Here is a 21361-nt window from a genome sequence, read left to right on the forward strand (position 1 = left end):
CTTAAGCGGACGGAAATGTCGCTACGTTAGACCGGTCCCGACGCACACAGCGACGCCGGAGCCCACCCCTTTTGCGCGCGCCCTCCGCCCTGTCCGCGATCGAGGCCTCGTTCCGCCAGGGCCTCGACGCCGCCTCGCACCTCCTCGGCTTCACCGAGCCCCGCACCGACCGCGCGGCGGCGCTCCTGACCCTGCGGCTCGGGCCGCCGGGCGATCCCGGCCTGACGCTCATCGACCGGCGCGACGGGCCGGACCGGACCTACCGCCTCGACCTCGCGGCCGACGACCTCGCCGAGCGGCTCGCCGCGATCCGGGGCGGCCGCACCGGCGGCGGCGCGAAGATCCTGGTCGATCCCGCCGCCTGCTTCGTCCGCACCCTGGATCTCCCGAGCGCGGCGCTGCCGCGGATGCGCGCGGTGCTGGCGCAGGAGCTCGAGGCCGCGACGCCGTTCCGCGCCGACCAGGTGTTCAGCGACTGGTACGTCGAGGGCGAGGACGTCGAGACCCGCACCCTGCGGGTGCGCCACGTCGTGCTCAAGCGCGCCCGCCTGGCGCCGCTGCTCGCGGCCCTGGCCGGGGCGGGCCTCGGCGCGAGCGTCGTCGCGGTCGGCCCGTCCGAGGACCGGACGATGCCGGTCGACCTCCTGTCGAGCGGGCACCGCGCCCTGCCGGGGCTGCTGCAGGGCTCGGGCAACCTCGTGCTCGCGGCGGCGACATTCCTGTTCCTGCTCGGCGCCTTCCTGGCCTTGCGCCAGCACCAGGCGGCGACGCTCCAGGCCCTCGACGACGCCTTCGCGGCGGCGCGCCGGGCGGCGTCCTCAGGTTCGCCACCCGCGGTTCAGGGAGGCGCCGCCGCGATCCTCGCCGAGCGCGGGCCCGCGGTGGCGCGGACCTGGGACGCGGTCGCGGCGGCCCTGCCGCCGACGGCCTCGGCACAGGTGCTGCGCCTGACCGGGGCGGGACTCGAACTGACGCTGCTGGCGCCCGACCCGCAGGCCGTGCTGACGGCGCTGGCGCACCTGCCGGGCTTCGGCGTGCCGGAGCTGCGCCAAGCTTCCCCGGCCGAGGGCGGCCGCCAGCGCCTCGTCGTGGCGCTGCCGCGCCGCGCCGCCGGGGACCGGCCGTGAGGGCGCCGGCGATCGACGGCCGGGCGTTGATCCTCGGCCTCGCCGGCCTCGCGCTCGCCGTCGCCCTGGCGGCCGGGCCGGTGCTCGACGCGCTGGGCGCGGCGGACGACATCGCGGCGGCCCGCGACCGCCTGGTCCGGGCGCAGGCCGCCGCCGCCGCGCCCCCGGTGCCGGCGCCGCTCAGCGCTCCGGACGAGGCCGGCCTCGTCCTCGCCTTCCGGGCCCGCCTCGACGCGCTCGCCGCCGAGCGAGTCGTGGCGGTCGACGGGGCCGGGCTCCAGCCCGACCCGGCGCGCCCGACCCTGCCGCGCCTCTCGGCCTCCTTGCGCGGCACCGCCGAGGGCCTGCACGGCCTCGTGCAGGCCCTGGAGACGGAGCCTCCCCTGATCGTGCCGGAGGAGGCCGAGCTCAGCGTCGAGCGCCCGGCCGACCCGGAGATCGGCCGCGCGACGGTGATGCGCCTCAACCTCACGGCGCGCGGCGTGCTCCTGCCCGCCCCGCCCGGCGCGAGCGCACCGTGAGACGGCTCGCCCCCTCCTCGCGCGCCGCCCTGGCGGCGACCGGGCGCGGGCCGCGCGCGGCCTGCGCCGTCGCGGCGTGCCTGATGCTCGCCGGCGTCGCCTGGCCGGTCGATGGCGGGCCCGCCACCCCGCCGCGCCGGGCCGCCGCGTCCCCGCCGCCGGCGGACGGGACCGCGCTCGCGCGCCCGCTCTTCGATCCCGACCGGCGCCCCTGGACCGCGCGCGGCCCGCGCGACATCCTCGCCGGCGACCCGGTCCGGCCGGTCCTCACCGTGCGGGGCATCCTGCTCGACGGTCCGGTCGCCCGGGCGCTCATCGACGACGGCAGCGGTACCCAGGCCTGGCTCGCCCGCGGCGAGGGGAGGGGGGATTGGCGGATCGCGGAGGTCGGGCGCGACCAGGTCACCCTGGTCCAGGGCGAGCGCCGCTACGTCGCGTCGTTCCTCGGCGCGCCGACGACCCTGCGGCCGGTGGGGGCGAGGCCGGTGCCGGAGGCGGGGCCGGCGTTGCGGCGGTGAGGGCGGGGGCGATGGCGGGCCCGGCCGACGCAGCCGAACCAGGCGCCTGAACCCTCTCCCCTCTCTGCGGGGCGGGTTCAGGGTGGCGCGTTCCCCCTAATCCAGCATCCGCCGCAGGATCCCCTGCGGGCCTTCGTGGGCGGCCGGCAGGGGCGCGGGCGGCAGGACCGGGCGCACCGGCATCATCGCGCGGAACTGCTGGCGGAAATCCTCGGCGATGCGGTCGGCCTCGACGGTGCCGCGAATCACCCGGGGGCGGATGAACACCAGGAGCTCGGTGCGCACCCGCTGGTCGATCCGGTTGCGGAAGGCCGGGCCGATCACCGGCAGGTCGCTCAGCACCGGCAGGTTCTCGTTGGTGATCTGCGCCTTCTCCTGCACCATGCCGCCGATCGCCAGGCTGTGGCCGTCGCTCACCGCGACGCTGGTCGCGACCCGGCGCTGGCGGATCGTCGGCGAGTCGATCGCCGAGGTCGTGGTCGGCACGACGTCGCTGACCTCCTGGTTGATGTCGAGCACGACGAGGCCGTTCTTGTTCACCCGCGGCGTGACCGAGAGGATCACGCCGGTATCCTTCATCTCGATCTGGTTGAGGATCGGCGCGCCGGCGGTGAGCGCGCTCTGCCCGGACTGCTTGATGATCGGCACCTGGTCGCCGACCTGGAGCTTGGCGGTGCGGTTGTCGAGCACCGTGATGTTGGGCGACGAGATGACGTTGACCCGGGTCACGCCCTGCAGCGCGTTGAGCACCACGTTGAAGTCGGCGGCGTTGAGCAGGTAGTTGAAGCCCGGCACGCCGCGAATTGCCGAGTTGATCAGGCCGGCGGTGCCGTTCGTCAGGGCCGCCTTGTCGGTGTCGGTGCTGGCGAGGTTGAAGCGGCTGCCGCGGTTCTTGAGGAACCACTGCACGCCGAAGGCCAGGTTGTCGTTGAGCGTCACCTCGGCGATCACGGTCTCGAGCAGGACCTGGGTCGGCATCGCGTCGAGGCGGCCGAGGATGCGCAGGATCTTGTCGTACTGGTTGCGCGTCGCCGAGATCACCAGGCTGTTGTTGGCGTCGTCCGCCACGATGCCGATGGCGTCGCGCCGCATCCCGGCGCCGCCGGCAAAGCTCGGGTCGAGCCCGCCGCCGTAGCCGCCGTAGCTCCCACCGTAGCCGCCACCGCCGTAGCCGCCAAGGGCCCCGCCTCCAAGGCCCCCGCCGCCGAGCCCGCCCCCGGCGAGCATTCCCGTGCCGAGCCCGCCGCCCGCGCCGGACGGACCGCCGAGGCCCGCCCCGCCGGCGGCGGAATCGCCGCCCGCGGCCCAGCCCGAGCCCGACGGGGAGGCGCCGCCTCCCGACATTCCGCCTGCCGAGGCTCCGGCTCCCAGCGCGCCGGACCCCATGGCTCCCGCGCCCCCGAGGCCGCCGCCGTATCCGCCGCCCATGGCGGCGTAGCCGCCGGAAGCGCCCCCGTATCCGCCGCCATACCCGCCGTAGCCGCCCATCCCGGAGGCCCCGTAGGCGCCGCCCATCTCCGCCATGACCACGCCCTGCAGCACGGCGGCGAGTTCCTTGGCCGAGCGGTTCTGGATCCGGTAGACGAAGAGCTGGCGCTCGCGGTCGGCGGCCAGCGTCTCGAGCTGCTCGAGCAGCGCCCGAGCGCGGTCGAGATAGGCGGCGCGCGAGCTCACCACCAGGATCGCGTTCAGCGCCTCGTTGGGGATGAAGCGGACGACGTCGCCGGTACCGGCGCTCTCGCCGCCGAACATCTGGGTCAGGTCGCGGGCGAGCGCCACCGGGTTGGTGCTGCGCACCGGCACCATCGCGGTCGACATGCCGCGCATCCAGTCGACGTCGAACACCGCGATGGTCTGGCGCAGCACCCGGATCTGGTTGGCGTCGCCGGAGAGGATCAGGAGGTTGCGAGCCCGGTCGGCCCGCAGCACGACCTCGCGCGGGGCCACCGAGCCCAGGATCGCCTGCATCTCGGCGGCCGAGATCCAGCGCAGGGGCACCGCGACGGCGCCCGATTCGGCGCCGAGCCCCTGGACCGGCCGGAGGTCGGGGGCGGCGCCCGCGGGCACGATCTGGACGCTGCGGCCGTGGCGGCGCAGGGACAGCCCGCGGCTCGCCAGCGCCCCCTCGAACATCCGCAGCAGGGCCTCGCGGCTCACCGGCCCGCCGGTCTGGAGCGTGATCGTGCCGGAGGCGCGCTCGTCGAGGCTGTAGCCCCAGCCGAGGGTGTCGGCGAAGACCGCCTTGGCGGCCACCGGCAGCGGCACCTCGACGAGGTTGAGGCTGACCGGACCGCCCGGGATCGGCTCCCGGGCCGGCGCCTCGCCGCCGATCAGCCGGTCGTTGCCGCGCAGCACCAGGGCGCCCGGGTCGCGCGGGCCGGCCCGGTAATCCACCGGTTCCGCGCCGTTCGCGATCAGCGGCCAACCGCAGGCGAGCGCCAGGGCGAGGACGGGCGCACCTCTCGTCATCCGCTCGCCGTCCCTTCGCGCCCGCCGTCACTGACGGTACGTTAGGAAATCATGGTTAACGAGGAGTTGAGGCCGTGCCGGCGACCCGGTTCCGGCAGTTGCTTCCCGGGAGTTCTACAGCTTCGGCGTGTCGCCTGCCGGAGCGGCCATCGGCCCGGCCGAGGTTGCGGCACGAGGTCGGGACAGATGTCCCCGAGGTCGCGCGTCGCCCGGGCCCGGCGACGACCGAGCGGGACGGATGAAGATCGGATGCGGTCCGGATCCGACTGTTGCCCCCGCGCGATCGACTGTACCGGCAGGGAGGAAGACCGGGCCGGAACCTGCCGCGGAAGCTTCGGGGCGATCGGGAGCCCCGGACCGGTCCGGCGGGCGACCGGCCCGCGCGGCTCCGGCGCCCGTCAGTTGCTCGCCACGTCGGCCCCGTCGCCGCTGCCGCCGGCCTTGCCGTCCGCGCCGAGGCTGTAGACCTCGAACGGCGTGCCGCCGGCGCCCGGCGAGCGGTAGAGGTAGGCGTGGCCCCACGGGTCGGTCAGGCCGCGGGCGTCGCGCACGTAGGGGCCGCGCCAGGCCGCGCCGGTGGGCTGCACCAGCGCCTGGAGGCCCTGCTGGCTCGTCGGGTAGGCACCGAGGTCGAGGTAGTAGAGCTCGACCGCCTGGGCGATGTTCTTGACCTGGATGCGGGCCGTCTCGCCCTTGGCGCGCCCGAGATAGCCGAGCACCTGCGGCGTCACCATCGTGGCGATCATGCCGATGATCGCCAGGACGACGAGCAGCTCGACCAGGGAGAAGCCGGCCTCGCCCCCGCGTCGCTCCGCATGCCGGGTCTCCCGCGGGGTCCTTCGCCGGTTCCCCTGCGGCTCCCGGCAATCCGGCGTGGTCGTGACGAGCATCGTGCGGCCTCGAGGCGAACGGACAATCGCCCGGCACGGTGCCATCCCTTCGTAAAGAAGCCATCACTGCCGCGGCTGACGGAGAGGCGGGCCGCGGCGCGAGTCGGGATTTGTTATCCAATTCCCGCCAGGATCCCGGCCGCGACCGCCAGGATCTGGGGCAGCGGCAGGGGATAAGCATGGAGCGCTCAGCCGGACACGCGACCCGTGCGGGTGGACGCCGCCTGGCGATCGCCGGGTTCGGGCTCGCGGGTCTCGTCGCCCTCGGCGGCGCGGCCCAGGCCGCCGGGCCGCTCGCGGTGCCGCTGCCGGCGCCGTTCCCGCCGGTCCGCGTCCTGACGCTCCTCGTCGCCGTGCACCTCATCGGCCTGTGCTTCGGCCTCGGCGGCGCGACGATGCTCGACTTCTGGATCCTGCGCTGGATGCGCTGGGGCAGCCTGCCGGGCGAGATCGCCCGCATCTTCCTGTTCGTCAGCAAGGTGGTCTCGGTCGGCCTCGGCCTGCTCTGGGCCTCCGGCCTCGGCTTCCTCGCGGTCTACGCGGTCGAGGCGCCCGACAAGTTCGACAACCCGAAGCTCTGGGCGAAGATCGCGGTCGTGCTCGTGCTCACGATCAACGGCCTCCTGATCCACGCCGTGGTGCTGCCGGGGGTGCTGCGCGACCTTTCCCGGCCGATGCTCGACGGGGTGTCGGGCCGGCACACCGCCATCTTCCTCGTCTCCGGCGCGGTCTCCGGCGTGTCGTGGTACGCCGCCTTCGCCCTCGGGCTGGTGCGCGAGCTGAACGGCACCGTGCCCGCGGCCCTCCTGCTCGCCCTCTGGCTCGCCGCCGTGCTGGCGGCCTCGCTCGCGGCCTACTTCTACTGGCTGCACCTGCGCGAATGGACCCTGCGCCAGGCGGTGCGGCGGGTGACGGCGCCGTCCCGGGAGCCCATGCCCGCCCCCGCGACCCTGCCGGCGGCGACCCCGACCCCGGCCGCGACGGCCCCCGCCGCGTCGGGGCCCCCGGTCCCGGCCGCGGCGCGGACGATCCCCGCGGACCGGATCCTCGCCCTCGCGCCGGCGGCGCCGGCCCGGGCGCGCCCGAGCCGGCGGGCGTGATGTCCGAAGCCCTCCTCGCCGGCGCCCTGCTGCCCGCCCTGCTGCCCGCCCTGCTGCCGTTGCCGCTGACCCTGCCGGCGAGCCTGATCGACCTGCGCCACGGCATCATCCCGGACACCCTCAACCTCGCGCTCCTGGTCTCCGGCCTCGCCGCCCGGCACGACGGAGCCTGGGGCTTCGGCATCGCCCTCGCCTCGGCGGGTGCCGCCTACGCGCTGTTTCGCGCGGTGCGGGCCCTGCATGCGCGCCTCGCCGGCCGGATCGGGCTCGGCCTCGGCGACGTGAAGTTCATCGGGGCCGCCGCCGCCTGGACCGGGCTCTCCGGCCTGCCGGTGCTGATCCTGGCCGCCAGCCTGTCGGCGCTCGCCGTCATCGGCATCCTCGCCGCCACGGGACGGGAGATCGGGCGCGACACCGCCCTGCGGTTCGGGCCGTTCCTGGCGCTCGGGCTGCACGCGGCGCTCGGGCTCGACGCCGCCGGCATCGCCGGCATGTTCGACTGATGGCGGCGGGGCCGGGACAGGAGGGCTTCACCCTCGTCGAGATGCTGGTGACGATGGCGATCCTGGGCCTCGCCGCCGGGGTCGCCTTCCAGTCGCTCGGACCCGGCGCCCTCGACCGGCGCGCGCTCCTCGTCTCCGAGACCGTCGCCGCCGAGATCGGCCGCCTGCGGGCCGAGGCGATCCGCTCCGGCCGGGCCGGGCGCCTCGCCTTCGAGCCGGCAGGGGCCCGTTTCGTCAGCTCCCGCCCGGGCGCCGCCCCGATCCCGGTCGGCGGCCTCTCGGTCGCGGTCGAGCCCGGCCCGACCGGCCGCCCGGTGCCGGGCGAGCTGCGGCTCCTCCCCGACGGCAGCTCGACCGGGGGGCGGATCGTGCTCGCCGCCGGCCAGGCGCGCCGGACCCTGTCGGTGAGCGCCCTGACCGGCCGGGTGCTGCGGGAGGACGGGCGGTGATCGCGCGGCTCCGCCCGGCTCTCCTCCCCGCCGGCCCGCGCCGGTCCGGCGGGGAGGACGGCTTCACCACCGTCGAGGTCCTGGTGGCGTTCGGGATCGCCGCCGCCGCCACCGTGATGGCGTTCCAGATCGCCGGCACGGCGGCGGGCGCGGTCCGGCGCATCGAGGCGAGCCGGGTCGCCGCCGACGAGGCGGAGGGCGTCGTCCTGCGTCGCCTCGCCGAGGGACCGCTGCGGCCGGGCCTGACGCAGGGCGCCTTCTCGGACGGCACGCCCTGGACGCTCGGCATCACCGACCTGCGCCCGGCGCTCGGCCTCGGCCGCGCGCCGCCGCTCTGGCAGATCCGGGTCACCCGCGGCGGGGCCGCGGGGCCGCTCTACGCCACGCTGATCCCGGGGAAGCCCGAGTGAGCCGCGCGCCGCCCGACCGCGCGGCCGCGCAGGCCGGCTTCACCCTGGTCGAGACCCTGGTCTGCCTCGCGCTCGCAGGGTTGATCGGGGTGCTGCTGCTCAACGCCGTGCGGATCGCCGGCGGCGCCGCGGCGGCGGCCGCCCACGCCGCCGGGACCGAGGAGGTGCAGTCGGTCCGCGACCACCTGCGGCGCACCCTCGGCAGCCTGGCGCAACGCCGCCCGGACGGTCGCCGTCCGACCCTGCGCGGCGAGCCGGACGGGCTGGTCGCGGTCCTCGCCCCCGACCAGACCCTCGAGCGCCCGACCGAGCTCGCCGTGACCCTCGCCCGGGTGCCGGCCCCGGACGGCAGCGTCGCGCTGCGCGAGACCCGCGCCGAGGCGGAGGCGCTGCCGGGCCGGACGGCGGGTCCCCGCGGCGAGGCGATCCTCGGGCGCATCGCCGGGCTGGCGATCCGCTACTACGGCGCCCCGGCCGACGGCGCCCGGCCGGCCTGGCTGCCGGCCTGGTCGCGCCCGGACCGCCCGCCGCTGCTCGTCGAGATCAAGGTCGCCTTTCCTCCCGCGGACCGTCGCCGATGGCCTCCCCTGCTGATCGCCCTCGAAGCCGGCCCGTGAGCGCGCCGCAGGACGGCGAGGCCGGCTTCGTGCTGCTCTCGGTGCTGGCGATCTTCATCGTCGTCGGCGCCGTCCTGGCGGCGGCGATCCTGCAGGTCCGCTCCGCCACCGGCCTCGCCCAGGCCCGGGCCGACGCCGTCCGGCTCCAGGGCGCGGCGGACGGGATCGCCCGCCTCGTCGCCTACGAGCTCGATCTCGGGCGCGTCTACCGCCGTCCCGGTCCCGGCCTGCCCGAGGACGGCACGGTGACCGCCTGCCCGCTCGCGCCGGGCCGCACCGCCCTCCTGTCGCTCCAGGACCAGGGCCTGCTCGTCGACCTCAACGCCACCCCGCGGCCGGCCATGGAGGAGGCCTTCCGGCTCCTCGGCATCCCGGACCGCGAGGTGCTGGCGCTCGCCGCCGAGATCGTCGACTACCGCGACCCCGACGACGTGCCCGAGCCCAACGGCGGGGCGGAGCTGCCGCAGTACCGCGCCCGCTTGCTGCCCTGGGGGCCGCGCAACGCGCCCTTCGCCAGCATCGACGAGGTCGACCGCCTGCCCTCGATGACGCCGGCGATCGCCGCCCGGCTGCGGCCGGTGCTGACGGTCTACAACCAGGGCGGCCGCTTCGACCTCGCCGCCCTGGTGCGGCGGGCGAACCCCGCGGCGATCCGCTCGCTGCCGGGCTCCGCCGGGCCGGTCCCGTCGCCGCGCCAGGCCTTCCGCCTCTCGGTCGTCGTCGAGGAGGGCCGCAGCCGCGCCGGGCGCTCGGCGATCCTCGATCTCGGCGGCTCCGGCTTCGTCGTCTGGCAGCAGACGGTCGCCCCCGACCTCGTCGCCGGCACCGGCCATCCCGCCTGCGCGGCGGTGGCCGCGTCCCTGGCGGCGGGTCCCTGAGGGTTTCCGGGAGACCCTCGGCGGCCTGCCGGAGGGGAAAGCGTCCGTCCCGCCGTCACCGGGCCGGATCTGATCGGCGGTACCCGGAGTTGAGCCTGGGCGAAGCGTCGCGGTGAAAGCGGGAGCGACCTCGAGGCGAAGGGAGCGCGGTGCGATGACGGAGACGATGACGGTTCCCCGGTGCCCGGACGTGGTGCTGTCGGATTTCGGGACCTTCTTCGAGGAGCATCGCCGCCGGCGCGCCGCCGAGGCCGAGGCGGAGCCGGAGGAGCAGGCCGAGGCGCCGCTCTCGCCCGAGGACGCGCAGCGCGTGGCGCTCCTGCGCGACATCGCCGCCGAGGTGCTGGCGGCGGCCGGCAGCCAGCTCGCGCCCCACGGCGTGCTGATCGAGCGCGGGCCCTCCCTGCGCGGCCGGCCCGATTTCGAGCAGGCCTACACCCAGTTCATGCTGATCAACCGCCATACCGGCCGCGCCTCGGACGTCTACGTGATGAGCATCACCGATGCGGGCTACTTCCTGGCCAGCGCCTGCGACCCGCGCCTCGACCACGACCACCGCGACCGCCAGGTGACCCACTGCGCGGCGAGCGCCCTGAATTGCGACATCGTCGCCCGGGTGATGAAGGACGCCATCCTGCACGTGGCATGAGCCGCCCGGCATGAGCCGCCCGGCATGTTCCCTTCGGCGTGTCTCCTCCGGCGTGAGCCGGTCCCGGCCCGCGGCGCGGGCGCCCTTAACCTGTCGTTAGGTTTTGTTCCAGCGCGGCAGTTGAAAAAAGTCGGCTACAAATCCCTCTTGACCATCCCTCCGCGGAGGGGCAGCATAGTCCTCGTCGAGTCGAACTCGAGGAGGTAGCCATGAGATCTCAAGGTTGCAGCCCTCACGCGACACATACCGATGCCGGTGACCAGGAAACGCCACCGGACTACTTGCGACAGGGATAGTGGCTTCAGGGCGGGCTGAATACGGTACGGGGCCGAGACGGCCATCACGATCGTACCGTGCGAGACCACCCGCACCCTGAAACGTGGACCCTGCCCCTTAAGGCTCGTCGGTGCGCCGACGGGCCTTCGTCGTTTGTGCCGGCTCGTGGTGCCCGGCTCCCGCCTCGATCGAGTCCGCTGCGAACCGGGGGGCCGTAGTGTCCGACCTCGCGCTCAGGACCGGGCGATGAGAGCGACGGCGTCGCGTCGGTCGGCCCACGCAAGGCGCATGCGGACTATTGATGAATCTCCCGTAAGGTTTGTTCCCCCGCGAAGGTCGAAAGCAGCCGGCTACGAATTCCTCTTGACCGTCCCTCCGTGGAGGAGCAGCATAATCCTCGTCGAGTCGAACTCGAGGAGGTGGCCATGAGATCTCAAGGTTGCAGCCCTCACGCGACACATACCGATGCCGGTGACCAGGAAACGCCACCGGACTACTTGCGACAGGGATAGTGGCTTCAGGGCGGGCTGAATACGGTACGGGGCCGAGACGGCCATCACGATCGTGCCGTGCGAGACCACCCGCACCCTGGAACGTGGACCCTGCCCCTTAAGGCTCGTCGGTGCGCCGACGGGCCTTCGTCGTTTGTGCGCCCCGTATGGACGCGCCCGCGATGGACGCGCCCGCGCGGGCGCGAGCCCGGGCATGCGCGGGCTTCGATCATCGCGTCTCGCGCAGCTGAGAGGATTTCGACCGCGCGAGACCGCCTCGCGCCTGGATAAGGCGAGGCGGTGCCCGGTGATCCGGACGCGCGGCCTCTCCGATCGATGCCCGGCCTCCGGGATACGCCCCGAGATGGACGATCCCGCCCCGACGTCAGTACCCCTGGTGCCCGGACGCGGCGGCGTATCGCGCCGAGGCCGCCCGCGACCGGTCGAGGCGCGAGGGCCGCAAGCGCCCGGTCGGCCCGTCGATCAGCTGTACCAGGAAGGTCGCGAGCGGCCGGGCCGGCACCGGCGGGGGAGGGGCCGCGGCCTCGGTCGGGACGAGGGCCCGGCCGGTGGCGTCCGCGGCCGGGACGGGTGTGTCGGGGTGGGACATGGCGCGGGCTCCGCGGGGCGATGGCGGGTCAACGCCGCAAGCCGCCTGCCGTGTCCCGCCCCGCGCCGCTACTTCTTGGCCAGGGCCTCGAGCCGGCTCTGCATCTCGGCCATCTGGCGCTTGATGTCGTCGAGCTCGCCCTTCGGCGCGGTGGCCGGGGGCGCCGCGGGTGCCTCGGCCGGCTTGTCGTCGGCGGCGGGCTGGCCGCCGGGTCCGAACGGCGTGAACATCCGCATGGCCTCGTTGAAGAAGCTCATGTTGGCCCGCACCTGCTCCTCCATGGCGTGCTGGAAGGCGGTGGGACCGAAAGTCTGGGACATCTTCTCGCGCAGACCATCCTGCTCGCGGGCGAGGTGATGCATGGAGTGCTCGAGGAAACTCGGCACCATCGCCCGCATGCTGTCGCCGTAGAAGCGGATCAGCTGGCGCAGGAACGCCACCGGCAGCAGGTTCTCGGCCCCCGCCTTGTTCTCCTGCTCGAAGATGATCTGGGTCAGCACCGAACGGGTGATGTCCTCGCCCGACTTGGCGTCGTAGACCACGAAATCCTCGCCGGCCTGCACCATGGCGGCGAGGTCCTCGAGCGTGACGTAGGTCGAGGTCCCGGTGTGATAGAGACGCCGGTTGGCGTACTTCTTGATGACGGTGGGTGTCGACTTGCCGCTCTCCGCCATCGGTGCGTCATCTCCCTCTTGGCGAACCCGGCGGGGACTGGACGGCGCCGGGCGAGCCGAATTTTCACCGGTTCTCATGATTGGACCTTAAGGCCTTCGTGTGCCGGCGAAAACAGCAATCTGCGCGCCGTCCACGCAAACTGGCCGCGCTGCCAGTGGGGCAACGGGCCCGGCGCGCCTTGACTTCCCGCATTGCAGCGCTTTCATCCATCGCAAAGCGCGCGGGACTGAGGCCGTCGGCGGCCCGCGACGCTGGGAAAGGGACGAGAGGAGAGGCGCATGGCTGAGAAGGCTGATATCGTCATCGTGGGGGCCGCCCGCACCCCGGTCGGCTCGTTCAACGGGGCTTTCGCCACCGTGCCGGCCCACAAGCTCGGCGCGGTCGCCATCAAGGCGGCCCTGGAGCGGGCCAAGGTCTCCCCCGAGGAGGTCGACGAGGTGATCTTCGGCCAGGTGCTCGCCGCCGGCGAGGGCCAGAACCCGGCCCGCCAGGCCGCCATGGCCGCCGGCATCCCGCAGGAGAAGACCGCCTGGGGCCTCAACCAGCTCTGCGGCTCGGGGCTTCGCACCGTCGCGGTCGGCATGCAGCAGATCGCCAACGGCGACGCCGACATCATCGTGGCCGGCGGCCAGGAATCGATGTCGATGGCGCCCCACGCCCAGTACCTGCGCGGCGGCCAGAAGATGGGCGACCTCAAGCTCGTCGACACGATGCTGAAGGACGGCCTGATGGACGCCTTCAACGGCTACCACATGGGCAACACCGCCGAGAACATCGCCCAGCAGTGGCAGCTGACCCGCGAGGAGCAGGACAGCTTCGCGGCCCGCTCGCAGAACAAGGCCGAGGCCGCCAAGAAGGAAGGCCGCTTCAAGGACGAGATCGCCCCCGTCACCGTGCCCGGCCGCAAGGGCGACGTGGTGGTCGATGCCGACGAGTACATCCGCGAGGGCGCGACGCCCGAGGGCATGGCCAAGCTGAAGCCGGCCTTCTCGAAGGACGGCACCGTCACCGCCGGCAACGCGTCCGGCATCAACGACGGCGCCGCCGCCCTGGTGTTGATGTCGGCCGCCGAGGCCGAGAAGCGCGGCCTCAAGCCGCTCGCCCGCATCGCCTCCTGGGCTACCGCCGGCGTCGACCCGAAGATCATGGGCACCGGCCCGATCCCGGCCTCGCGCAAGGCCCTCGAGAAGGCCGGCTGGAAGGCCTCCGACCTCGACCTGATCGAGGCCAACGAGGCCTTCGCCGCCCAGGCGCTCGCGGTCAACAAGGACCTCGGCTTCGACGATTCGAAGGTGAACGTGAACGGCGGCGCCATCGCCATCGGCCACCCGATCGGCGCGTCCGGCGCCCGCGTCCTCGTCACCCTGCTGCACGAGATGCAGCGCCGCGACGCCAAGAAGGGCCTCGCCACCCTGTGCATCGGCGGCGGCATGGGCGTCGCCATGTGCCTCGAGCGCTGAGAGCGACGAAAATTCGACCTTCGTGACCGGGGCGGCCGGGAGCCTGGCCGCCCCACTGAAGTTAGTACCTAAAGAAGCGGGACAGCACCCGCCTTCATTGTGGAACGGCCGCCTTCCGTAACGTATCCACGGATGTGCGCCGAGGGACGGATCGCTCGAACGCGCGAAGAGGAGAGGGCACATGGCAGAACGCGTCGCACTGGTCACCGGTGGCACCCGCGGCATCGGCGCCGCGATCTCGAAGGGGCTGAAGGAGGCCGGCTACAAGGTCGCGGCGAATTACGGCGGCAACGACGAGGCCGCGCAGGCCTTCAAGGACGAGACCGGCATCCCGGTCTTCAAGTTCGACGTCGGCGACGCCGCCGCCTGCGAGGCCGGCATCCGCGCGGCGGAAGCCGAGCTCGGCCCGATCGACATCCTGGTCAACAATGCCGGCATCACCCGCGACGGCATGTTCCACAAGATGACCTTCGAGCAGTGGCAGGCGGTGATCCGCACCAACCTCGACTCGATGTTCACCTGCACCCGTCCGCTGATCGACGGCATGCGCTCCCGCGGCTTCGGCCGCATCATCCTGATCTCGTCCATCAACGGCCAGAAGGGCCAGATGGGCCAGACCAACTACTCCGCCGCCAAGGCCGGCGTGATCGGCTTTGCCAAGGCGCTGGCGCAGGAGAACGCCAACAAGGGCGTCACCGTCAACGTGATCGCGCCCGGCTACATCGCCACCGAGATGGTCAAGGCGATCGCCCCCGAGGTCTTGAAGGCCAAGATCCTGCCGCACATCCCGGTCGGCCGCCTCGGCGAGGCCGAGGAGATCGCCCGCGCGGTCGAGTTCCTGGCCGGCGAGCACGCGGGCTTCATCACCGGCTCGACGCTGACCATCAACGGCGGCCAGTACTTCGCTTGATCGGGGCGGGGCGTCCCGGACGGGGCGCCCCTTGCTGCTTGGCTCGACCGGTCTCACACCCTCCTCGTCGTTCCGGGGCCGCGTCGGCGGAGCCCGGAATGCCGAAGGCACGCCCAGAACCACAGGCGATGTGGAGCGAACCGGAGCGCGATCCGCTTCATCCCGAACGTCCTGCGTGTCCGGATCCCGGGCTCTCGCCTGCGGCGAGTTCCCGGGACGACCGTGGGCGGTGGGAAGGTCTTCCCGAACCGTCCGGCCGTTACTGCGTCAGCGGGCAGCCGCTCGCCTTGGCCGACAGGAACGCCTTGTCGCCCGGGATCGTCGCCAGCAGCTTGTAGTAGTCCCACGGCGCCTTCGACTCGGCCGGCGTCTTGACCTGGAACAGGTACATGTCGTGGACCATGCGGCCGTTGGCCTGCACCGTGCCGCCGCGGCCGAAGAAGTCGTCGACCTTCAATTCGCGCATCTTGGCCGCCACCGCGTCGGTGTCGTCGGTGCCGGCGGCTTTCACGGCCTTGAGGTAGTGCGTGACCGACGAGTAGGTGCCGGCCTGGATCATGTTCGGCATCTTGCCGGTCTTCGCCATGAACCGCTTGGCGAAGGCCCGGGCCTGGTCGTCGAGGTCCCAGTAATAGCCCTCCGTCAGCACGATGCCCTGCGCCGCCTTGAGGCCGAGGCCGTGGACCTCGGAGAGGGTGAAGAGCAGGGCCGCGAGGCGCTGGCCGCCCTGGACGATGCCGAACTCCGCCGCCTGCTTGATCGCGTTCGAGGTGTCGAGCCCGGCATTGGCGAGCCCGATGATCTTGGCGCCCGAGCCTTGCGCCTGGAGCAGGAACGAGGAGAAGTCCTGGGCGCTCAAGGGGTGGCGCACCGCGCCCACCACCTTGCCGCCCTTCTGGGTCACGTACTGGGTGACGTCGGCCTGGAGCGCCGAGCCGAAGGCGTAGTCGGCGGTGAGGAAGAACCAGGTGTCGCCGCCGGTCTCGACCAGCGAGCCGCCGGTGCCGACGGCGAGCGCGTGGGTGTCGTAGGCCCAGTGGAAGCCGTACGGCGTGCACTGCTTGCCGGTGAGGTCCGAGGTCGCGGCGCCGTCCACGATGGTGATCTTGCGCTTCTCCTTCGACAGGCCCTGCACGGCGAGCGCCACCGAGGAGGTGGTCAGCTCCATGATCGCGTCGACGCGGTCGGTGTCGTACCATTGCCGGGCGACGTTCGAGGCGATGTCCGGCTTGTTCTGGTGGTCGGCGTCGACGATCTGCACCGGCACGTCGAGGACCTTGCCCCCGAAATCCTCGACCGCCATCTTCGCCGCCTCGACCGAGCCGCGGCCGCCGAAATCGGCGTAGACGCCGGACTGGTCGTTGAGGATGCCGATCTTCACCACGCCGTCGGAGGCGCCTTTGGGGGCCGGCGTCTGCGCCTGCGCGGCGACGGCGAGGCAGAGACCGGCGGCGAGCGCGGTGGTGCGGGCGAGCGCCTTGCTCAAACGTGTCATGTCGTTCCTCCCCGGCCGCTTCCGGTTCCCGTGCGGCCCCTTGTCCTGCGGGTGGCAGCTAGGGCGGTGCCGGGGCGGGAATCAAGCGGCGGGTGCGTGCCCCGCCCCCCGTCTTTCGCAGCACGGCCAAGTTGGGCCGGCGCGCCCGCTGCCTTTTGGGTGCACGGCTCCCTATATGGGCCTATAAGGCGCCCGCGGCGCGCGCCACTACCGTTACGATCGATCGCAGGTTCACGATGCTCGGTTCCCTTGCCAAGAAAATCTTCGGGTCGTCCAACGACCGCCGGGTGAAGGGATACCGACCCCGCGTCCAGGCCATCAACGCCCTCGAGCCCGAGCTGGCGGCCCTGTCCGACGAGGCCCTGCGCGCCCGCACCGACGCCCTGAAGGCCGAGCTCGCCGCCGGCAAGACCCTCGACGACATCCTGGTCCCGGCCTTCGCCACGGTGCGCGAGGCGGCCAAGCGCGTGCTCGGCCAGCGCCACTTCGACGTGCAGATGATCGGCGGCATGGTGCTGCACGAGAGCGGCATCGCCGAGATGAAGACCGGCGAGGGCAAGACCCTGGTGGCGACGCTCGCCACCTACCTCAATGCGCTCTCGGGCAAGGGCGTCCACGTCGTCACCGTCAACGACTACCTCGCCCGCCGCGACGCGGAGTGGATGGGCCGGGTCTACCGCTTCCTCGGTCTCACCACCGGCATCATCGTCCACGGCCTCGACGACGTCGAGCGCAAGGCGGCCTATGCCTGCGACATCACCTACGGCACCAACAACGAGTACGGCTTCGATTATCTTCGCGACAACATGAAGTACGAGCTGGGCCAGATGGTCCAGCGCGGCCACAACTTCGCGATCGTCGACGAGGTCGATTCGATCCTGATCGACGAGGCGCGCACGCCGCTGATCATCTCGGGGCCGATCGACGACCGCTCCGACCTCTACACCGCCATCGACGCGGTGATGCCGCGCCTCGTGCGCGAGGATTACGACCTCGACGAGAAGCAGCGCACCGTCTCGCTGACCGAGGCCGGCAACGAGCACATCGAGGAAGTGCTGCGCGAGGCCGGCATCCTCAAGGAGGGCGACCTCTACGACGCCCACAACGTGACGCTCGTCCACCACGTCAACCAGGCTTTGCGCGCCCACACCCTGTTCACCCGCGACAAGGACTACATCGTCCGCAACGACGAGGTGGTGATCATCGACGAGTTCACCGGCCGCATGATGCCCGGCCGGCGCTACTCGGAAGGGCTCCACCAGGCGCTGGAAGCCAAGGAGCGGGTCGAGATTCAGCCCGAGAACCAGACGCTCGCCTCGATCACCTTCCAGAACTACTTCCGCCTCTACAAGCATCTCGCCGGCATGACCGGCACCGCCTCGACCGAGGCCGACGAGTTCCAGGAGATCTACAACCTCGAAGTGGTCGAGATTCCGACCAACAAGGAGGTCGAGCGCGTCGACGAGGACGACGAGGTCTACCGCACCGTCGACGAGAAGTACGCCGCGATCATCAAGGAGATCGACCGGGCGCATTCGCGCCTGCAGCCGGTGCTGGTCGGCACCGGGTCGATCGAGCGCTCGGAGCACCTCGCGTCGCTGCTTCAGCAGCACGGCTACAAGCCGCTCGACTACAGCGACCCGTCGGCGCTCGAGGACGTCTACGCCGCCGCCCGCGAGGGCCGGGTGACCAAGCGCTTCGCGGTGCTGAACGCCCGCTTCCACGAGCAGGAGGCCTACATCGTGGCCGAGGCCGGCGTGCCGGGCGCGATCACCATCGCCACCAACATGGCCGGGCGCGGCACCGACATCAAGCTCGGCGGCAACCTCGACATGCGCATCGAGCAGGAGCTCGCCAACGTCCCCGAGGGGCCGGAGCGCGACGCCCGCATCGCCGGCCTCAAGGCCGAGATCGACCAGAACCGCGCCCGGGTGCTGGCCTCGGGCGAGCCCGCCGACCCGGCCGCCGGCCGCAAGAACCCCCTTCCGGGCGGCCTCTACATCGTCGGCACCGAGCGCAACGAGAGCCGGCGCATCGACAACCAGCTCCGCGGCCGCTCCGGCCGCCAGGGCGATCCCGGCCGCTCGAAGTTCTACCTCTCGCTTCAGGACGACCTGATGCGGATCTTCGGCTCCGACCGCATGGACGGCATGCTCCAGCGCCTCGGGCTCGAGGAGGGCGAGGCGATCATCCACCCCTGGATCAACAAGGCGATCGCCAAGGCGCAGCAGAAGGTCGAAGCGCGCAACTTCGACATGCGCAAGAACGTGCTCAAGTACGACAACGTCATGAACGACCAGCGCAAGGTCGTGTTCGAGCAGCGCCGCGAGTTCATGGCGCAGGACAGCGTGCGCGAGACCGTCGACGAGATGCGCCAGGGCGTGATCGAGGACGTGGTGGCGCGCCACGTGCCGGAGGACGCCTATCCGGAGCAGTGGGACATCGCGGGCCTGCGCGAGAGCGTCACCCGCGACCTCAACCTCGACGTGCCGGTCGAGGACTGGGCCAAGGAAGAGGGCATCGCCGACGAGGAGATCCGCGAGCGCCTGCGCAAGGCCGCCGACGAGGCTTACGCCGAGCGCACCGCCCGCAACACGCCCGAGGTGATGGCCTACGTCGAGAAGCAGGTTCTGCTCCAGAGCCTCGACCACCTCTGGCGCGAGCACCTCGTCACCCTCGACCACCTGCGCCAGGTGATCGGCTGGCGCGGCATCGCCCAGCGCGATCCGCTCAACGAGTACAAGTCGGAGGCGTTCGACCTGTTCAACGGCCTCGTCGGCAACTTGCGCGAGCAGGTGACCGGCCAGCTGATGCGGGTCGAGATCATGTACCAGGAGCCGGAGGCCCAGACGCTGCCGCCGATGTTCGCCCAGCACCTCGACCCCGTCACCGGCGAGAACGAGTTCGCCTACGCGGAGGGTGCGGCCGGTGGGGGAGGGGGCGCCTACGAGTTCGCCGGCCAGGCGCTCAACCCCGACGCCCCGGTGCTGGAGCGCAACCCCGACGACGCCGCCACCTGGGGCCGGGTCGGGCGCAACGAGCCCTGCCCCTGCGGCTCGGGCAAGAAGTACAAGCACTGCCACGGCCGCTTCGCCGCGGACGACGTCTGAGCGAACGGCCCCCGGAGCGTGAGCCGGCCCGGATGCGGTGGATGCCGCGCCCGGGCTCGATGGGGACGGAACCCGGTGGGCCGGTCCTCCGCGGATGGGGGCGCACCCGCCCGGCGCGGGCCGGCCGATTCGGCGCCCTCCCTCGTCATCCCGGGCTCCGCTGCGCGGCCCGGGGATGACGAGGCAGGAATTCGCTACCCGTGCCGGGATCAGGCCCGATCGGCCTGCCGTCGCCGGGGGCGGCGAGCGGGGCCCTGCCTCTCTGCCCGAAAGCGGGTGTTTCCCACCCTCGCCTCATGCCGGGCGGCGGAGACGCACCGGGCCGCACCCGTATGCGAGCCCTGCCGGAATCCAGGCATGTCTCCACGGCGTGGCGTGGCCGTTGCAGCCCGGTCGCCGGTGCGCTAAGGTCGCGATGTCGGAAAAGGCAGACTTGGTTTGGTAAGCCCAAGTCCTTTCGGTAACGAAAGCTCTGGTCTTTGGCCTCGTGCCTTGGATCCCCACGGCGAACGAAGGACGCGCTCGCGCGCCCGACCGTTCGTCCGCGCGGGTTTCGGGTTCGGGAAACGCTCCGGTCGAACATCGACCCCGGAGTCCGACCATGCCCGCATCGACGACCCTCTACGATACGATCATCGCCGGCGCAGGCCCCGTCGGCCTGTTCCTCGCCTGTGAGCTGTCGCTGGCCGGCTGCTCCGTGCTGGTCCTCGAACGGGCCCGCGATCCGTCCTCGCCGTTGAAGCGCGCCCCGTTCGGGATCCGCGGCCTGTCGGTCCCGACGATCGAGAGCCTGGATCGACGCGGCCTGCTGGACGGGATCGTGGCCGACATGGCCGTCCGCGCCCCGGCGGAGGCGGCGCATTGGATGACGCGGTCCCGCCGCCCGGCGGGCCACTTCGCCGGCATCCAGTTCTTCCACGATCAGGTCGACGCCGCGCGCTGGCCTCGTCGCCTTCCCGGCCCGGTCGGCACCCTCGCTGCGGAGATGGCGAGCATCGAAGCCGTCCTGACCGCGCGCGCAGAGGCATCGGGGGTCGAGATCCTGCGGGGCGGGGGAGTCCGGGGCTTCGTCCGGACGGGCGAGGCCGTCGTCGTCCAGGCGGGCGGCGGGGAATTCCGGGGACGTTGGCTCGTCGGTTGCGACGGCGCCCGCAGCGTGGTGCGCAAGGCGGCGGGCATCGGCTTTGCGGGCACCGAGCCGGAATTCACGGGCTACTCGGCCCAGGCCGAGCTGGCCGACGCCGACGCGCTCGAGCCCGGCCGCCACTACACCGCCGAGGGCATGTACACGTTCACGCCGCCCGGCACGATCGGCATGGCGGATTTCGACGGCGGCGCCTTCCATCGCTCCGCGCCGATCACGCGCGGGCACGTCGAGGCGGTCCTGCGCCGGATCTCGGGCACCGATGTCGCGGTAACCAGGCTCGAACTGGCCGCGACCTGGACCGACCGCGCCTGTCAGGCGAGCGCGTACCGCGACGGCCGCGTGCTGCTGGCCGGCGATGCGGCGCACATCCATTCGCCCCTCGGGGGCCAGGGCCTCAATCTCGGTCTCGGCGATGCGATGAACCTGGGCTGGAAGCTGGCAGCCACGATCCGTGGTGACGCGCCGGCGGACCTCCTCGACAGCTACGAGCGCGAGCGTCACCCGGTCGGTGCGCGCGTGCTCGACTGGTCGCGGGCCCAGGTCGCACTGATGCGGCCGAGCCGGAGCTCGCGGGCCCTCGAAGCCATCATCCGCGACCTCATCGAGACGCCGGACGGCGCAACCTACTTCGCCGAACGCTCGTGGGGCGTCACGCTCCGCTACGATCTCGGCAGCGATCATCCGCTGGTCGGGTGCGGCGTTCCCGATTTCGTGCTGAGCGACGGGCGACGGGTCGGCAGCCTCCTGCGCTCCGGCAAGGGCTTGCTCCTGGACTTCGACCGGAATGCGCCTCTCCAGGCCCTCGCGGACCGGCGCTCCGCACGGCTGAGCTATGTCGCGGCGGACGTGCGGGACCGGCTGGGCTTGTGCGCCCTGCTCGTGCGGCCCGACGGGATCGTCGCCTGGGCGAGCGAGGCCTCCCCCGACGAGGCGGTCGCCGAGCGGGTTGCAACGCAATGGTTCGGCAACTGATCGGAGGCCGGTGACCCTGCCCCGGCCAGGTCGACCCCGAAGGCGTCGCGCCGTGATCCACCGGCGCCGGCCGTCACTCCCTGC

Annotated in this window: 19 protein-coding genes; 14 read left to right on the forward strand and 5 right to left on the reverse strand. The window is 72.6% G+C overall.

Annotated elements, in window-relative coordinates; genetic code table 11:
- Positions 1-71 precede the first annotated feature (71 nt).
- The 3 genes from DK419_RS21445 to DK419_RS21455 are packed head-to-tail and all read left to right on the forward strand — an operon-like array spanning position 72 to position 2166.
- Entirely contained in the window at positions 72-1127 is a 1056-nt protein-coding gene (locus DK419_RS21445) for a hypothetical protein (protein WP_109960888.1), read from the forward strand.
- Complete coding sequence (locus DK419_RS21450) at positions 1124-1648, forward strand: hypothetical protein (protein ID WP_109960889.1); 525 nt, start codon at positions 1124-1126, stop codon at positions 1646-1648. Before DK419_RS21445 ends, DK419_RS21450 begins: the two co-directional genes overlap by 4 nt.
- Complete coding sequence (locus DK419_RS21455) at positions 1645-2166, forward strand: hypothetical protein (protein WP_109960890.1); 522 nt, start codon at positions 1645-1647, stop codon at positions 2164-2166. The genes DK419_RS21450 and DK419_RS21455 overlap by 4 nt, the downstream gene beginning before the upstream one ends.
- Before the next feature lie 96 nt (positions 2167-2262).
- Here DK419_RS21455 and gspD read toward each other — a convergent pair whose 3' ends face one another.
- On the reverse strand, positions 2263-4635 hold the full coding sequence (gene gspD / locus DK419_RS21460; protein ID WP_109960891.1) for a type II secretion system secretin GspD: 2373 nt from the start codon (positions 4633-4635) through the stop codon (positions 2263-2265).
- A gap of 398 nt (positions 4636-5033) precedes the next feature.
- On the reverse strand, positions 5034-5525 hold the full coding sequence (gene gspG, locus DK419_RS21465) for a type II secretion system major pseudopilin GspG (protein ID WP_109960892.1): 492 nt from the start codon (positions 5523-5525) through the stop codon (positions 5034-5036).
- Positions 5526-5704: 179 nt separating this feature from the next.
- On the opposite strand from gspG, the gene DK419_RS29590 reads away from it, so the two are divergent.
- The 7 genes from DK419_RS29590 (at position 5705) to DK419_RS21500 (ending at position 10131) form a co-directional block, all read left to right on the forward strand.
- Positions 5705-6625 (forward strand): hypothetical protein, encoded by a 921-nt coding sequence (locus DK419_RS29590; protein ID WP_245442611.1) that lies wholly within the window; start codon positions 5705-5707, stop codon positions 6623-6625.
- Positions 6625-7128, forward strand: a complete 504-nt coding sequence (locus DK419_RS21475) for a prepilin peptidase (protein WP_109960893.1) — start codon at positions 6625-6627, stop codon at positions 7126-7128. The genes DK419_RS29590 and DK419_RS21475 overlap by 1 nt, the downstream gene beginning before the upstream one ends.
- The gene (locus DK419_RS21480) at positions 7128-7577 is read left to right on the forward strand and encodes a prepilin-type N-terminal cleavage/methylation domain-containing protein (protein ID WP_109960894.1); all 450 of its coding nucleotides are present in this window, start codon (positions 7128-7130) and stop codon (positions 7575-7577) included. The genes DK419_RS21475 and DK419_RS21480 overlap by 1 nt, the downstream gene beginning before the upstream one ends.
- Positions 7574-7987, forward strand: coding sequence for a general secretion pathway protein (locus DK419_RS21485; RefSeq protein ID WP_109960895.1), 414 nt, complete (start codon positions 7574-7576; stop codon positions 7985-7987). The genes DK419_RS21480 and DK419_RS21485 overlap by 4 nt, the downstream gene beginning before the upstream one ends.
- Complete coding sequence (locus DK419_RS21490; RefSeq protein WP_162561344.1) at positions 7984-8604, forward strand: prepilin-type N-terminal cleavage/methylation domain-containing protein; 621 nt, start codon at positions 7984-7986, stop codon at positions 8602-8604. Before DK419_RS21485 ends, DK419_RS21490 begins: the two co-directional genes overlap by 4 nt.
- Positions 8601-9482, forward strand: a complete 882-nt coding sequence (locus DK419_RS21495; RefSeq protein ID WP_245442612.1) for a type II secretion system minor pseudopilin — start codon at positions 8601-8603, stop codon at positions 9480-9482. Before DK419_RS21490 ends, DK419_RS21495 begins: the two co-directional genes overlap by 4 nt.
- A 166-nt stretch (positions 9483-9648) precedes the next feature.
- Positions 9649-10131, forward strand: coding sequence for a hypothetical protein (locus DK419_RS21500; RefSeq protein ID WP_245442614.1), 483 nt, complete (start codon positions 9649-9651; stop codon positions 10129-10131).
- A 1152-nt stretch (positions 10132-11283) separates the two neighbouring features.
- Here the strand turns inward: DK419_RS21500 and DK419_RS21515 are convergent.
- Together DK419_RS21515 and phaR are read right to left on the reverse strand one after the other, a co-directional pair.
- The gene (locus DK419_RS21515; RefSeq protein WP_109960901.1) at positions 11284-11508 is read right to left on the reverse strand and encodes a hypothetical protein; all 225 of its coding nucleotides are present in this window, start codon (positions 11506-11508) and stop codon (positions 11284-11286) included.
- Positions 11509-11576: 68 nt separating this feature from the next.
- A complete protein-coding gene (gene phaR, locus DK419_RS21520; protein ID WP_109960902.1) occupies positions 11577-12182 on the reverse strand; it encodes a polyhydroxyalkanoate synthesis repressor PhaR in 606 nt (201 codons plus the stop codon).
- Positions 12183-12461: 279 nt separating this feature from the next.
- Between phaR and DK419_RS21525 the strand changes: the two genes are divergently transcribed.
- Positions 12462-13643 carry an acetyl-CoA C-acetyltransferase gene (locus DK419_RS21525; protein ID WP_109960903.1) on the forward strand — a complete coding sequence of 394 codons (1182 nt, stop codon included), beginning with the start codon at positions 12462-12464 and terminating at the stop codon, positions 13641-13643.
- A gap of 181 nt (positions 13644-13824) precedes the next feature.
- Positions 13825-14553, forward strand: coding sequence for an acetoacetyl-CoA reductase (gene phbB, locus DK419_RS21530; protein ID WP_109960904.1), 729 nt, complete (start codon positions 13825-13827; stop codon positions 14551-14553).
- Between the two features lie 259 nt (positions 14554-14812).
- Here phbB and DK419_RS21535 read toward each other — a convergent pair whose 3' ends face one another.
- The gene (locus DK419_RS21535) at positions 14813-16039 is read right to left on the reverse strand and encodes an ABC transporter substrate-binding protein (RefSeq protein WP_425352678.1); all 1227 of its coding nucleotides are present in this window, start codon (positions 16037-16039) and stop codon (positions 14813-14815) included.
- A gap of 245 nt (positions 16040-16284) precedes the next feature.
- Here DK419_RS21535 and secA point away from each other — a divergent pair, with 245 nt between their 5' ends.
- Both secA and DK419_RS21545 read left to right on the forward strand, forming a co-directional pair.
- Positions 16285-19158 (forward strand): preprotein translocase subunit SecA, encoded by a 2874-nt coding sequence (gene secA / locus DK419_RS21540; RefSeq protein ID WP_109960906.1) that lies wholly within the window; start codon positions 16285-16287, stop codon positions 19156-19158.
- 601 nt (positions 19159-19759) lie between these two features.
- On the forward strand, positions 19760-21277 hold the full coding sequence (locus DK419_RS21545) for an FAD-dependent monooxygenase (RefSeq protein WP_109960907.1): 1518 nt from the start codon (positions 19760-19762) through the stop codon (positions 21275-21277).
- The last annotated feature ends 84 nt before the right edge of the window (positions 21278-21361 follow it).

It is taken from the genome of Methylobacterium terrae, assembly GCF_003173755.1.
Classification (GTDB): domain Bacteria; phylum Pseudomonadota; class Alphaproteobacteria; order Rhizobiales; family Beijerinckiaceae; genus Methylobacterium; species Methylobacterium terrae.

Coding starts and splice junctions, on each gene's coding strand:
- gspD (WP_109960891.1), bottom strand. CDS start 4,635: ATGACGAGAGGTGCGCCCGTCCTCGCCCTGGCGCTCGCCTGCGGTTGG.
- gspG (WP_109960892.1), bottom strand. CDS start 5,525: ATGCTCGTCACGACCACGCCGGATTGCCGGGAGCCGCAGGGGAACCGG.
- DK419_RS29590 (WP_245442611.1), top strand. CDS start 5,705: ATGGAGCGCTCAGCCGGACACGCGACCCGTGCGGGTGGACGCCGCCTG.
- DK419_RS21475 (WP_109960893.1), top strand. CDS start 6,625: ATGTCCGAAGCCCTCCTCGCCGGCGCCCTGCTGCCCGCCCTGCTGCCC.
- DK419_RS21480 (WP_109960894.1), top strand. CDS start 7,128: ATGGCGGCGGGGCCGGGACAGGAGGGCTTCACCCTCGTCGAGATGCTG.
- DK419_RS21500 (WP_245442614.1), top strand. CDS start 9,649: ATGACGGTTCCCCGGTGCCCGGACGTGGTGCTGTCGGATTTCGGGACC.
- DK419_RS21515 (WP_109960901.1), bottom strand. CDS start 11,508: ATGTCCCACCCCGACACACCCGTCCCGGCCGCGGACGCCACCGGCCGG.
- phaR (WP_109960902.1), bottom strand. CDS start 12,182: ATGGCGGAGAGCGGCAAGTCGACACCCACCGTCATCAAGAAGTACGCC.
- DK419_RS21525 (WP_109960903.1), top strand. CDS start 12,462: ATGGCTGAGAAGGCTGATATCGTCATCGTGGGGGCCGCCCGCACCCCG.
- phbB (WP_109960904.1), top strand. CDS start 13,825: ATGGCAGAACGCGTCGCACTGGTCACCGGTGGCACCCGCGGCATCGGC.
- secA (WP_109960906.1), top strand. CDS start 16,285: ATGCTCGGTTCCCTTGCCAAGAAAATCTTCGGGTCGTCCAACGACCGC.
- DK419_RS21545 (WP_109960907.1), top strand. CDS start 19,760: ATGCCCGCATCGACGACCCTCTACGATACGATCATCGCCGGCGCAGGC.